Source organism: Devosia chinhatensis (genome assembly GCF_000969445.1).
GTDB lineage: Bacteria > Pseudomonadota > Alphaproteobacteria > Rhizobiales > Devosiaceae > Devosia > Devosia chinhatensis.
The window spans coordinates 1,339,082-1,352,789 of record NZ_JZEY01000054.1 but is presented as its reverse complement, the minus strand read 5'-3'; the positions used below and the strand labels follow the sequence as shown (position 1 = coordinate 1,352,789).

The following is a 13,708-nucleotide window of genomic DNA, read 5'->3' as shown; positions in this document are numbered from 1 at the left end:
TTGTTATCGTTAGCACGCGTTAAGTGTCGTTAATGGGACGTTAAACCCTTCATTGCTACCGCTTGAGTGCCCTCTATCGAGTGGATTCGCGGTGTGAAATCCAATCTGTCACATGTCCTGATGCTGATCGGCGCCATACTGGCGTTCGTGCCGATCGTTGCCGTGGACTATCTGCTCGATGCCTATGTGCGCTACCGCGAGAAAACCGTGGTTCAAGACTATGTCGACACCACCAGTTCCCACATCAATGCCAGTGTCATGGATGGCGTCGCTGCCCTGCGCAGGGTCATTGCCGACACACCCTCCCTGTGTACTCCGACTTTCGTCACCAATGCGCAGGCGGCCATCGAATCCAGCCTCAACATCAAGCAGTTCCTGGTCGAAAATAATGACGGTGTGCAATATTGCGACGCCTATGGCCGCGTCGTTACCCATTCGCCGATGTCCTCGCCGCTGCCGGTGCCGGGGCTGACCGAAACGATGAGCGTGGTCAAGTTCGGCGACATGGAAATGCCCGCCATCAAGATCACTCAGGTCTTTGGCCAGATGCGGCGGGTTTCGGTGTTCGTCCCGCTGCTGGGACAATCGGAAAGTGCGCTGTCCGACACCATGCAGGACGCCGCCATGATGCGCGTCACGCTTACGAACGGCTTGCCGATCCTGACCATCGGCGATCCGAGCGGTTTCGATCGGCGTTCCGCCAACACCGAATATGTTAGCGGGCAGAGCTATGCGGGGCAATTCCCGATCAAGGTCGAGCTTGCCGTGCCATTTGCCATGGTCCGCGCCGGCTATGCCGATCTCGACGCGGTATTTACAGTGCTCGCCTGTATTGCCAGCGCCATTTTCCTGTTGCTCAACCTGCGCTATGTGCGGCGCTCGCGCATGCCGGCCTTCGATCTCGAACGGGCAATCGAGCGGAACGAGGTCAAGCCCTATTACCAGCCGGTCATCAATCTGCGCACTGGCGAACTGGTCGGCTGCGAGGTTCTGTGCCGCTGGGAAAAGCGCAATGGGGAAGTGATACCGCCCGGCGCCTTCATCGATTACGCCGAGGTCACGGGTCTGGCGATTCCCATGACGGTGTCGCTGATGCAGCAGGTGCGGAGCGATCTGGGCGAATTGTGCAAGACTTTGCCGAAGATGAAGATCTCCATCAATCTGTTCGAGGGCCATTTCCGCGATGTCGGCATCGTGGAAGACGTGCAGGCCATTTTCGGGCAATCGCCAATCGGTTTTCAGCAATTGGTGTTCGAAATCACCGAGCGGCGACCGCTCAACAATTCAGTGGCGACCACAAGTGTCATCGCAGGGCTGCATGCATTGGGCTGCAAGCTGGCGATGGACGATGCGGGTACCGGCCATTCGAACCTGGCCTATCTCGCGACGCTGGGCGTCGATGTCATCAAGATCGATCGCATCTTCGTGGACATGATCAAGCCGGGCACAACGCAGGTGCCGGTGCTGGACGGGCTGATTGCCATGGCCAAGGACCTTGACTGCGAGATCGTAGCCGAAGGCGTCGAGACCGAGGAGCAGGCACTCTACCTGAGGGCCCGCGGCGTGCTGCATGCGCAGGGCTATATTTTCGCCCCGGCGCTGAGGATCGTGGCGTTCCGTGAACTGGCACTCGCACTCAACTCTGCGACCGCTTTGCAGCCGGACCTTTCCGGTGTTGCCAACGCCGCCTGACGCCGTAATTTCGCCGGTAAGGGCCATCATGGGCGAATGGCCCCTTTTCATTGCCGGCGATTGGTGGCACCAACGCGGCGCAAGCGGGCTGGGAGGTCTTTGACGTGTCGAGCGATATCAACGAACAGCGCAGGGCATTGCGTGAGGCCGCGCTGCATTTCCATGAATTTCCGAAGCCCGGAAAGCTGGAAATTCAGCCGCTCAAGCCGCTGGGAAACCAGCGCGATCTTGCGCTGGCCTATTCGCCCGGCGTTGCCGCTCCCTGCGAAGAAATCGCCGAAAACCCAGAATCGGTTGCTCGCTACACGTCCCGCCAGAACTTGGTTGCGGTCATTTCCAACGGCACGGCCGTGCTGGGCCTTGGCAATATCGGCGCCCTTGCCTCCAAACCGGTAATGGAAGGCAAGGCGGTCCTCTTCAAGAAGTTCGCCGGCATCGACGTTTTCGATCTCGAAATCGACGAAATCAATCCGCAGAAATTCATCGACGCCGTCAGCCCGCTTTGGCCCACCTTCGGTGGCATCAATCTCGAGGATATCCGCGCACCGGACTGTTTCGAGATCGAGGAAGCGCTGCGCGAACGCATGCCGATCCCGGTATTCCATGACGACCAGCATGGCACGGCCATCATCGTCGGCGCGGCCGTTCTCAACGGGCTGGAACTGGCCGGCAAGAAGATCGAGGACGTCAAAATCTGCACGTCCGGGGCAGGGGCGGCGGCCATTGCCTGCCTCAATGTGCTCGTGGCACTCGGCGCAAAGCATGAAAATATCTGGGTTGCCGACAAAGACGGCCTCGTCACCCACAAACGTAACGATGTGAACGACAAGTGGCGCGGCCAATTCCGCCGGACCAGCGACGCGACGACGCTGGCCGAAGTCATCGATGGCGCCGACGTCTTCCTTGGCCTTTCGGCGGCCGGCGCCCTCAAGCCGGAAATGCTTGCCAAAATGGCGCCGCGTCCGCTGATCCTGGCGCTGGCCAATCCCAATCCGGAAATCATGCCGGAAGTGGCACGCGAGGCCCGTCCCGATGCCATGGTCTGTACCGGCCGCTCGGATTATCCCAACCAGGTCAACAACGTCCTCTGCTTCCCTTTCATTTTCCGCGGTGCGCTCGACGTGCATGCCACCACGATCAATGAAGAGATGAAGCTCGCCGCCGTGCGCGCCATTGCCAAGCTGGCCCATGAGCCAGGCCTTGAGGTATCGCCATCCGGCGCGCCAGCCGTCTATGGCCCCGAGCATATCATTCCCAATCCCTTCGACCAGCGCCTCATCCTGCGCATCGCGCCTGCCGTGGCGCGGGCTGCCATGGAATCGGGCGTGGCCAAGAAGCCGATCGAGGACTGGGACGCCTATCTCGACAGCCTCAACCGCTTCGTGTTCCGCTCCGGCCTGGTGATGAAGCCAATCATCGACCGTGCGCAAGGGCAGGGCAAACGCATCGCCTTCGCCGATGGCGAGGACGAGCGCGTGCTCCGTGCGGCGCAGGTGCTGCTCGAGGAGCGCATTGCGCGGCCTATACTGATCGGACGTCCGGCGGTGCTCGAAGCGCGCATCGAGCGGTTTGGTCTCAGCATCCGGCCGGGTGTCGACTTTGAGGTCATCAATCCCGAGGACGATCCGCGCTACCGCGATTATGTCAGCCTGTTCCATTCTCTGGTCGGTCGCAACGGGGTGACGCCAGACACGGCCCGCACCATCGTGCGCACCAATACAACGGTGATCGCTGCGCTCGCGGTGAAGCGCGGTGAGGCTGACGGGCTGATCTGTGGCTTGCAGGGCCGTTACATCAAGCATGTGCGCGACATCCGCTCGATCATCGGCCTGCAGGATGGCGTCAGCGACGTTTCGGCCATGTCCATGCTGATCATGCCACGCGGCGCCTTCTTCCTCACCGATACCTATGTGAACCAGAGCCCCAGCGCCGACGAGATCGTGGCAATTGCCTTGCAGGCGCGGGCCCATCTCAAGCGCTTCAATATCGAGGCGCGAGCCGCGCTGCTGAGCTATTCAAACTTCGGATCCCGCGACGGCGACAGTGCCTTCAAGATGCGCGAGGCCTATGAGAAGCTCAAGTCGGCGGCGCCGGACTTCATCGTCGAGGGCGAGATGCAGGGCGACCTCGCGCTCAACGAGGGCCTGCGCGAGCGCTATGTGCCCGAGACAGTGCTGCGCGGCGAAGCCAACCTCCTGATCTTCCCCGATCTCGATGCGGCCAATCTGTCGATGACGCTGCTCAAGGAGATGAACAATGCGCTTTCAGTCGGGCCGATCCTGATGGGCACGCAGGCGCCGGCGCATATCCTTGCGCCCTCGGTGACGAGCCGGGGCATTGTCAACATGGCCGCAATTGCAGCCAATGAAGCGCTGGGGCATGATCTATGATCCGGCACACCGTCGTCTTTTCGCTCAAGCATGAAGCCGGCTCGGCCGAGGAACAAGCGTTTCTCGAGGCGGCGCTGGTCCTTGCATCCATTCCCGGCGTGCAGAAATTCGAACGTCTGCGGCAGGTGAGCCCAAAGGCCGATTTCGACTTTGGCTTCTCCATGGAGTTTGCCGATCAGGCTGCCTATGACGGCTACAATTCCCACCCTGACCATGTTGCATTCGTGGACGGTCGCTGGCTGCCCGAAGTCGCGCGCTTTCAGGAAATCGACTACAGGCCGCTGTGAACATCTGGCCGGGTCCTTCTCGATCCGGCCCGCCTTCAACTCCGCATTAATCCCTTCTTTGGCATAGTGGCGACACCTCGAACGGTTTGCCCATGCCCACCCGACTCAAACGTCCACCCTTCTGGCGCCCACTTGCCCTGACAGCGACTTTGCTCGCCTTTCAGTTCTACCTGGGCTATTCGGCGATCTCGGGCCAGTTCGGCATCGAGAGCCGGGAAGAGATCAAGGCGGAAATCGAGATTCTGGCGGATCGCAGCTCGGCGCTACAGGCGGAAATTGAGGCCTTCAAACATCGCGTTACCCTGATGAATCCCCGCCACCTCGATCCGGATCTGGTGACCGAACGGGCCCGGGCGATGCTCAATATGGCGCATGCCGACGACGTGCTGATCATGGTCAATCCCGAGAACGGTAAACCAATTTCCGGTCAATTCGTAGAATTAATCGACGATCAGTTAATCTCGATTATTCAATCAGATTCAACGCTTTAAAGCGTTTTTTGCAGCTTGGCGACGCAATGTTATTGCGGCGCGCCTTGCGATATAGTGCCCGTCGTGGCCTGATCGGGCCTAGCGGCAAATCCCCGACCCAAGCGGAGTGTAGCATGGCGCGCAAGGCGACGGCCACCAAGGCCCAGACGCAGTCCAATGTCCCCCAGTTTTCCAGCGAGCAGGATCTCGAAGCATTCCGCGAGATGCTGCTTATCCGCCGCTTCGAGGAAAAGGCTGGCCAGATGTATGGCATGGGCCTGATCGGCGGTTTCTGCCACCTCTATATCGGCCAGGAAGCCGTCGTCACCGGCATCACCATGGCTTCGGAAAAGGGCAAGGATGCCCAGATCACCGGGTATCGCGATCACGGCCACATGCTGGTCATGGGGCTTGATCCGAAGGGTGTGATGGCCGAGCTGACCGGGCGGCAGGGCGGCCTGTCCAAGGGCAAGGGCGGCTCGATGCACATGTTCTCCAATGAACATCGCTTCTACGGCGGCAACGGCATCGTGGGTGCGCAGGCTTCGCTTGGTACGGGCCTCGCCTTTGCCAGCAAGTATTCGGGCGATGGTTCGGTCTCGATCACCTATTTCGGGGACGGCGCAGCCAACCAGGGCCAGGTCTATGAGAGCTTCAACATGGCCAAGCTCTGGAACCTGCCGGTGGTCTACGTGATCGAAAACAACAAATATGCCATGGGCACATCGATCGAGCGCGCGGCTGCGACGACGGATTTTTCCATGCGCGGCGCCTCGTTCGACATTCCGGGCGAGCAGGTCGACGGCATGGATGTGCGCATGGTCTATGATGCCGCCCAGCGCGCCATCGAACACGCCCGCTCCGGCAAGGGGCCCTATATCCTCGAAATGCTGACCTACCGCTATCGCGGACACTCCATGTCCGACCCGGCGAAGTATCGCTCGAAGGACGAAGTGACCAAGTATCGCCAGGAACGCGATCCGATCGAACAGGTGCGCGCGCGCCTGATCGAAGGCGGAGTGGTGAGCGAGGACGATCTCAAGAAGATCGAGACCGATATCCGGGCCATCGTGACCGAGGCTGCCGATTTCGCCACCAACGATCCCGAGCCCGATGCGTCCGAATTGTGGACCGACATCACCATCGAAGCGTAAGGCAGGCCGGCCCATGGGCCGGCATTCCCATCGCTTGTGTTGAGTTTCGCCGTGCGGCCAAGGTGCCCGGCGCCGAATTGCTGGAGAGCTGATATGCCCCAAATCCTCATGCCTGCTTTGTCGCCCACCATGGAAGAAGGCAAGCTGGCCAAGTGGCTCGTCAAGGTTGGCGATAGTGTCAAGTCCGGCGACGTGCTGGCTGAAATCGAGACCGACAAGGCCACGATGGAAGTGGAGTCGGTGGACGAGGGCGTCGTCAAGGAAATCCTCATCGAGGAAGGCACCGAAGGCGTGAAGGTCAATACGCCCATCGCGCTGGTTTTGGGCGAAGGCGAGGAAGTGGGCGAGGGCAATCGGCCTGCCGCTCAGGCTTCTTCGTCCGATCCGGAAGGAGAATCGGCTGTTGCCGAGGCAAAGCCGGTGCCGGCGGAAGCCAAGAGTGCGTCGGGCGCAGACGCCCCGAAATTCGTGGCCCAGAATGACCCCGATCTGCCGGCCGACGTCGAAATGGTCGAGATGACCGTGCGCCAGGCGCTGAATGAGGCCATGGCGGAAGAGCTGCGCCGCGACAAGGACGTCTTCATCATGGGTGAAGAGGTCGCCGAATATCAGGGTGCCTACAAGATCACCCAGGGCCTGCTGCAGGAATTCGGCCCGCATCGCGTCATCGACACCCCGATCACCGAGCATGGCTTTGCCGGCCTCGCCGTGGGCGCAGCCTTCGCGGGCCTCAAGCCGATCGTGGAGTTCATGACCTGGAACTTTGCCATGCAGGCAATCGACCAGATCATCAACTCGGCCGCCAAGCAGCTTTATATGTCGGGCGGCCAGGTGCAGGCGCCGATGGTGTTCCGCGGCCCGAACGGCGCTGCCGCCCGCGTTGGCGCACAGCACAGCCAGGATTATTCGGCATGGTACAGCCACGTTCCCGGCCTGACCGTTATCGCGCCCTATAGCGCGGCGGACGCCAAGGGCCTGCTCAAGGCCGCCATTCGTTCGCCGAACCCGGTCGTCTTCCTCGAGAACGAAATTCTCTACGGCTCCACTGGCCTCGTGCCGAAGGTCGATGATTTCGTGCTGCCGATCGGCAAGGCCCGCATTGCCCGCAAGGGCGCGGACGTCACCATCGTCTCGTTCTCGATGGGCATGCGCTATGCGACCCAGGCCACTGAAAAGCTGGTGGCTGCCGGTGTGGATGTCGAGCTGATCGACCTTCGCACCCTGCGCCCGCTCGACAGCGACACGGTCATCGAATCGGTCAAAAAGACGGGGCGTCTCGTCACGGTCGAAGAGGGTTGGCCGCAGGGGGGTATCGGCTCCGAACTGTCGGCGCGCGTCATGGAACAGGCCTTCGACTATCTCGATGCGCCGGTCATGCGTGTCACCGGCAAGGATGTCCCTATGCCCTACGCTGCCAACCTCGAAAAGCTGGCGCTGCCCAACGTTGATGAAGTGATCGCGGCGGTCAACGCCGTGACCTATCGCTCGTAAGGAGACCCGGGATGCCAATCGATATCACCATGCCGGCGCTTTCCCCGACGATGGAAGAGGGCAAGCTCGCCAAGTGGCACGTCAAGGAAGGCGATTCTGTCTCTTCCGGTGATGTGATCGCCGAAATCGAAACCGACAAGGCCACGATGGAAGTCGAGGCCGTGGACGAAGGCAAGATCGGCAAGATCCTCGTTGCCGAAGGCACCGACAATGTGAAGGTCAACGCCGTCATCGCCGTGTTGCTGCAGGACGGTGAAGATGCCAGCGCCATTGGATCGGCAAAGCCGGCAGAGGCGCCAAAGGCCGAAAGCAAGGCGGATGCCGGCACGGTCGAGCGCGCCGATGCCCAGACGCAGACGGCACCAACCGCAAAGGCCGATCCGGCACCGGCAAAGTCAGCGACTTCCGCCAACAGCAATTCGGGCTCCAGCGCTCCGGCGAAGTCGGTGCAGGCAAAGTCCGAAGGGGGCAAGGTTTTTGCCTCGCCGCTGGCGCGCCGCCTCGCCAAGGAAGCCGGCATCGACGTCGCCGCCATTTCCGGCACGGGTCCGAAGGGTCGGGTGGTCAAATCTGACGTTGAGGCCGCCAAGTCGGGCAAGGCCCCGCTCAAGGCCGCTGCGCCGGCCTCTACGTCATCTGCTGCTTCCGCTCCGGCCAGCGGCATGAGCAAGAACCAGGTGATCGCCCTTTACGAGGAAGGGTCTTACGAACTCGTGCCCAACGATGGCATGCGCAAGGTCGTGGCCGCGCGCCTGACCGAAAGCAAGCAGACCGTTCCGCACTTCTACCTGACCCTCGATTGCAAGATCGACGCCCTGATGGCTGCCCGTGAGCAGATCAATGCGTCTGCGCCAAAGGGCAAGGACGGCAAGCCGGCCTTCAAGCTCTCGGTCAACGACTTCATCATGAAGGCGTGGGCCATAGCGCTGCAGCGCGTGCCGACCGCAAATGCTACCTGGGCCGGCGACTCGATCCTCTATCACAAGCGCAGTGACGTAGCGGTTGCCGTGTCCGTGCCGGGCGGCCTTTTCACGCCGGTGGTGAAGTCCTGTGACACCAAGACCCTGCGGGAGATTTCCGAAGAAGTTAAAGACCTCGCCACGCGCGCGCGCGGCAAGAAGCTGGCCCCGCACGAATATCAGGGCGGTTCGACTTCGGTTTCCAACCTCGGCATGTTCGGCATCAAGCACTTCGCCGCAGTGATCAACCCGCCGCATGGCACGATCCTGGCAGTCGGTGCCGGCGAGGAGCGGGTTTACCCCGAGAACGGCCAGATCAAGATCGGCCAGTTTATGACCGCGACGCTGTCCTGCGATCACCGCGCAGTCGACGGAGCCCTTGGCGCTGAAGTTCTCGGCGTCTTCAAGGGGCTGATCGAAAATCCGGTGATGATGCTGGCATAGGGGCCGAGGCGATGAAGACGATCCTCGCCTTTGGCGACAGCCTGACTTATGGGGCAGACCCGCATGGCGGTCCGCGCCATGCCTATGAAGACCGCTGGCCAACCGCGCTAGAGCGAGGCCTCGCCGGCCAGGCACGGGTGATTGCCGAAGGTCTGGGAGGTCGCACCACGGTGTTCGACGACTTCTCCAGCGCTGCCGACCGCAATGGCGCCCGGGTGCTGCCGACACTGCTCGACAGCCACAAGCCGCTGGACCTCGTGGTCATCATGCTGGGCACAAATGACCTCAAGGTCTATCTCAACGGCACGGCATTCGGCGCCGCCATGGGGGTGAAGCGGCTGGTGCAGATCATTCGTCAGCATCCCTATGATGCTGGTCAGCCGGTGCCGGAAGTGATCATCGTGGCGCCGCCGCTGACGGTCGAGACGGACCATGCGGACCTGCATGCGATGTTTGCGCCTCGGGCAGACGAAGCCAAGCTGTTCGATGTCTATTACAGCCGGGTCGCGCGCGACCTGGGCGCCGGTTATTTCAACGCGGCCAACGTTGCCGTTGCGGATCGGGCTGACGGCGTGCATCTCGATGCCGCCAATACCCGCGCTATCGGCGACGGCCTCGTGCCGCTCGTCAAACAGGTACTGGGCTTCTGAGCCTGACAATTTCTGGAGGCCCTCATGGCTGACCAATACGATCTTCTCGTCATCGGCGCCGGCCCCGGCGGCTACGTTGCCGCCATTCGTGGCGCACAGCTGGGCATGAAGGTGGCCATTGTCGAGCGTGAGCACATGGCCGGCATCTGCTCCAATTGGGGCTGTATCCCGACCAAGGCACTGCTGCGTTCCGCCGAAATCTACGGTCATATGAGCCACGCCAAGGATTATGGCCTTACGGCGGAAAAATTTGGCTTTGACATCGACGGCGTGGTCAAGCGCTCGCGTGCCATTGCCGCGCAGATGAACAATGGCGTCCAGTTCCTGATGAAGAAGAACAAGGTCGACATCATCTGGGGCGAGGCGGTCATCACCAAGCCAGGCGAGATCAAGGTTGCCCCGACCAAGAAGAAGATCGTGGAGCCGCAGGGGCCCGTACCCAAGAATGCGCTTGGCGAGGGCACGTACAGGGCCAAGAACATCATCATCGCCACCGGCGCACGTCCGCGCGTGCTGCCCGGTATCGAGCCGGATGGCGACAAGATCTGGACCTATTTCGAGGCAATGAAGCCTGCCGCGATGCCCAAGTCACTTGTGGTGATGGGCTCGGGCGCGATCGGTGTCGAGTTTGCCTCCTTCTATCGCTCGATGGGTGCGGACGTCACCATTATCGAGCTTTTGCCGCAAATCATGCCCGTGGAAGACGCCGAGATCGCCGGGCTGGCGCGCAAGCGCCTGGAGAAGCGTGGTATCAAGATCCTGACCGATGCCAAAGTCGCCAAGGTTGATAAGACCGGTAACGGCGTGGTTGCGCATGTCGAGACCAAGGACGGCAAGACTCAGCAGATCACCGGCGACAAGCTGATCTCAGCCGTTGGCGTGCAGTGCAATATCGAGGGCCTGGGCCTTGAGACGGTCGGCGTGAAAACCGAGCGCGGCGCCATCGTCATCGATGGCTATGGCAAGACCAATGTTGATGGTATCTGGGCCATCGGCGACGTTGCTGGCCCGCCGATGCTCGCGCACAAGGCCGAGCACGAGGCGGTTATCACGGTCGAAAAGATTGCGGGCCTCAAAGTTCATGGCCTCGACAAGTCCAAGGTACCGGGCTGCACTTACTGTGAGCCGCAGGTTGCTTCGGTCGGCCTGACAGAAGCCAAGGCCAAGGAAGCGGGTCGCGAGATCAAGGTCGGCCGCTTTCCGTTTGTGGGCAATGGCAAGGCCATTGCGCTGGGTGAGCCCGACGGGTTGGTAAAGACGATTTTCGATGCCAAGACCGGTGAATTGCTCGGCGCGCATATGGTCGGCGCCGAAGTGACCGAACTGATCCAGGGTTTCGTGGTGGCAATGAACCTCGAAACCACGGAGGAAGAGCTGATCCACACCATCTTCCCGCATCCCACGCTCAGCGAGACCATGAAGGAAAGTGTCCTTGACGCATATGGTCGCGCCCTGAACATCTAGCGCTTTCGTTCGTTGGTCCGGTCGACGGCCGGGCCAACCCATTTCGCCCGCGCTCAGGAACGTACAACCAAAGGAGTTTTCCACATGGTCAAGGCAATCCAGATCGGTCTGGGACATTGGGGTTTCAGCTGGTCCAAAGAGGTTATCCCCAAAGTTCCCAGTGTCGAAATGGTCGGCTATGTGGATACCAGTCCCGAGGCCACCGGCAGGGTTCAGGAAGAGCTGGGGATCGATCCGAAGCTGTGCTTCAACAGTCTCGAGGATGCTTCGCATCGGACCGATGCGACCTTGGCGATCTGCACGCTGCGCACCGAAGCCCATTATCCGGTGGTAAAGCGCTGCTTGGAACTGGGCTACAACGTGCTGGTGGAAAAGCCTTTCACCACGACGATTGCGCAGGGCAAAGAGCTGGTGGCGCTCGCCAAGGCGCAGGGCAAGGTGTTGATGGTCAGCCAGAACTATCGGCACCAGCCGGCGCCAATCGCGGCCGCCGAGCTGATCGCCGAAGGTAAATTCGGCGCACTGAACATGGTGTCGATCGACTTCCGTCGCCACGGGCCGAGCCAGGGCTATCGTTATTGGGATATGCCCGATCCGCTTCTGGCCGACATGTCGATCCACCATTTCGACCTGATGCGCTACGTGCTTGGAGACGAGCCGGTTCGCCTGTCGTGCCGCACGTGGAACCCGCCTGGCAGCCCGTTCCGCTACGATCCGAGCGGCGTCGCCATGATCGAGTTTTCGCGCGGCACGATCGTGTCCTATCGGGCCAGCTGGATGAATTCGGGCCCCGTGACGCCCTGGGCGGGCGAATGGGTGATGGATGGTGCGGAAGGGCAGATCGCCTGGTCGTCGCGCGACCATTTCCGTGACAAGGCGGGCCCGGATGTGCTGACGCTGCTGCCGCTCGATGGCAAGGCAGAAAAGGTCCGCCTCGACGAAGTGAAATACCCCGATCGACGCGGCACGCTCAATACGATCGCAACGGTGCTCGATACTGGAGCGGTGCCGCGCGGGTTCAGTTCGGGCGAGGACAATCTGGGCTCACTGGCGCTGGTGCAGGGCACCATTCTCTCCGCATCGCGCGGCGGCGACTGGGTCGACATCGAAGAAATCATGGGGTAGCGCGCAGCGCATGGCTGCCCTTCATCCATAAGGCCGGGTTGAACCGGCCGCTCATGGGAGCGATATAGGGCTTATCTCATGTGGTCGTGCTTGCAGACGGCGAAAAGGTATCCTCTTTGCCTTGGAAACAGACGGCCCAGACAGGACTAGTATGGTCACGCTCATCGACAATGCGGCTCGTCCGCGCCATCCCGAAAAGGCCAATCGGCCGGACAGCATCGTCCTGCGCAAGCCGGACTGGATTCGCGTCAAGGCGCCTGGCTCGCCGGTCTATAACGAAACTCAGAAGATCGTGCGCGAGAACAATCTCGTCACGGTCTGCGAGGAAGCCGGCTGCCCCAATATCGGTGAGTGCTGGAGCAAAAAGCACGCGACCATGATGATCATGGGCGAGATCTGCACGCGTGCCTGCGCCTTCTGCAATGTGCGAACCGGGTTGCCGACCGCGCTTGATCCGAACGAACCAGAAAATGTCGCCAAGGCCGTTGAAAAACTCGGCCTTGAACATGTGGTCATCACCTCGGTGGACCGCGACGATCTGGCCGATGGCGGCGCGCAGCATTTCGCCGATGTCATCCTTGCCATCCGCGCTCGCAATCCCAAGACGACGATTGAAATCCTGACGCCTGACTTCCTGCGCAAGGAGGGGGCCCTTGAGATCGTCGTGGCGGCCAAGCCAGATGTCTTCAATCACAATCTGGAAACAGTTCCATCAAAGTACCTGAAGGTCCGGCCGGGTGCGCGGTATTTCCATTCGATCCGCCTGCTGCAACAGGTCAAGGAACTCGATCCGACCATCTTCACCAAATCCGGCATCATGGTCGGCCTGGGCGAAGAACGGAACGAGGTGCTGCAGCTGATGGACGACCTGCGTTCGGCTGATGTGGATTTCCTGACCATCGGCCAGTATCTGCAGCCTACCAAGAAGCATTATCCCTTGCAGCGTTTCGTCACGCCCGAGGAATTCAAGTCGTTTGCGACCGTCGCGACGTCCAAGGGGTTCCTTTTGGTGTCGTCAAGTCCGCTGACGCGGTCATCGCATCATGCTGGAGAGGATTTTGCGCGCCTGCGGGCAAATCGGATGGCGAGGCTCGGCCACTGAATGAAACGTTTCTACGAACGGCACGTCCCGCATCTGCCCGAGCGGATGTTCGATATCGTTGCCGATCTCAATGACTATCCGCGCTTTATCCCAAATTGCAGCGCCATGCAGGTGCGTCCCGATCCGGTCGCGACGATGGGTGACGTGCGCCTAGCCAAGATGACCATCGCCTTTGGTCCGATCACGCAGGCCTATACCAGCCGCGTAACCCTAGACCCGGTGGCGCGGACCATCAGGGCGAAAGCCGTAGACGGTCCCTTTGCCTATCTCGACAGCGTGTGGAGTTTCGAGCCGGAAGGGCAGGGCACACGCGTGCGCTTCGAGATCGACTTCAAGATTTCCAATCCATTGATTGCGGCGATCGCCGAGCCGGCCTTCGCTGCCAAGCAGGAAGAAATCATGCGCGCCTTTTGCGACGAGGCGGATCGGCGCTTCGGCGTCTAGGCGCCAAAAAAGACAGGCCCGAAGCGTCATTGCGTC

12 protein-coding genes are annotated in these 13,708 nt (G+C 61.0%); all 12 read left to right on the top strand.

Annotation, left to right across the window (positions count from 1 at the left end; translation table 11 throughout):
* Positions 1–93: 93 nt before the first annotated feature.
* The 12 genes from VE26_RS17065 (at position 94) to VE26_RS06455 (ending at position 13,672) form a co-directional block, all read left to right on the top strand.
* On the top strand, positions 94–1,692 hold the full coding sequence (locus VE26_RS17065; RefSeq protein ID WP_152658742.1) for an EAL domain-containing protein: 1,599 nt from the start codon (positions 94–96) through the stop codon (positions 1,690–1,692).
* A 104-nt stretch (positions 1,693–1,796) separates the two neighbouring features.
* The gene (locus VE26_RS06505; protein ID WP_046105101.1) at positions 1,797–4,082 is read left to right on the top strand and encodes an NADP-dependent malic enzyme; all 2,286 of its coding nucleotides are present in this window, start codon (positions 1,797–1,799) and stop codon (positions 4,080–4,082) included.
* Complete coding sequence (locus VE26_RS06500) at positions 4,079–4,369, top strand: Dabb family protein (RefSeq protein ID WP_046104238.1); 291 nt, start codon at positions 4,079–4,081, stop codon at positions 4,367–4,369. Before VE26_RS06505 ends, VE26_RS06500 begins: the two co-directional genes overlap by 4 nt.
* A 92-nt stretch (positions 4,370–4,461) precedes the next feature.
* Positions 4,462–4,860 carry an FtsB family cell division protein gene (locus VE26_RS06495; protein ID WP_084620052.1) on the top strand — a complete coding sequence of 133 codons (399 nt, stop codon included), beginning with the start codon at positions 4,462–4,464 and terminating at the stop codon, positions 4,858–4,860.
* 113 nt (positions 4,861–4,973) lie between these two features.
* Positions 4,974–5,993: a pyruvate dehydrogenase (acetyl-transferring) E1 component subunit alpha gene (gene pdhA / locus VE26_RS06490; RefSeq protein ID WP_046104237.1), complete on the top strand. Its 1,020-nt coding sequence runs from the start codon at positions 4,974–4,976 to the stop codon at positions 5,991–5,993.
* Positions 5,994–6,086: 93 nt separating this feature from the next.
* Positions 6,087–7,484, top strand: coding sequence for a pyruvate dehydrogenase complex E1 component subunit beta (locus tag VE26_RS06485; protein WP_046104236.1), 1,398 nt, complete (start codon positions 6,087–6,089; stop codon positions 7,482–7,484).
* 11 nt (positions 7,485–7,495) lie between these two features.
* A complete protein-coding gene (locus VE26_RS06480) occupies positions 7,496–8,887 on the top strand; it encodes a pyruvate dehydrogenase complex dihydrolipoamide acetyltransferase (RefSeq protein WP_046104235.1) in 1,392 nt (463 codons plus the stop codon).
* A gap of 11 nt (positions 8,888–8,898) precedes the next feature.
* Complete coding sequence (locus VE26_RS06475) at positions 8,899–9,537, top strand: SGNH/GDSL hydrolase family protein (protein ID WP_046104234.1); 639 nt, start codon at positions 8,899–8,901, stop codon at positions 9,535–9,537.
* A gap of 24 nt (positions 9,538–9,561) precedes the next feature.
* Entirely contained in the window at positions 9,562–11,001 is a 1,440-nt protein-coding gene (lpdA, locus tag VE26_RS06470) for a dihydrolipoyl dehydrogenase (protein ID WP_046104233.1), read from the top strand.
* An 84-nt stretch (positions 11,002–11,085) separates the two neighbouring features.
* Positions 11,086–12,126 carry a Gfo/Idh/MocA family protein gene (locus tag VE26_RS06465; protein WP_046104232.1) on the top strand — a complete coding sequence of 347 codons (1,041 nt, stop codon included), beginning with the start codon at positions 11,086–11,088 and terminating at the stop codon, positions 12,124–12,126.
* 151 nt (positions 12,127–12,277) lie between these two features.
* Entirely contained in the window at positions 12,278–13,228 is a 951-nt protein-coding gene (lipA, locus tag VE26_RS06460) for a lipoyl synthase (protein WP_046104231.1), read from the top strand.
* The gene (locus VE26_RS06455; RefSeq protein ID WP_052715720.1) at positions 13,229–13,672 is read left to right on the top strand and encodes a type II toxin-antitoxin system RatA family toxin; all 444 of its coding nucleotides are present in this window, start codon (positions 13,229–13,231) and stop codon (positions 13,670–13,672) included. It begins immediately after the preceding gene.
* Positions 13,673–13,708 lie beyond the last annotated feature (36 nt).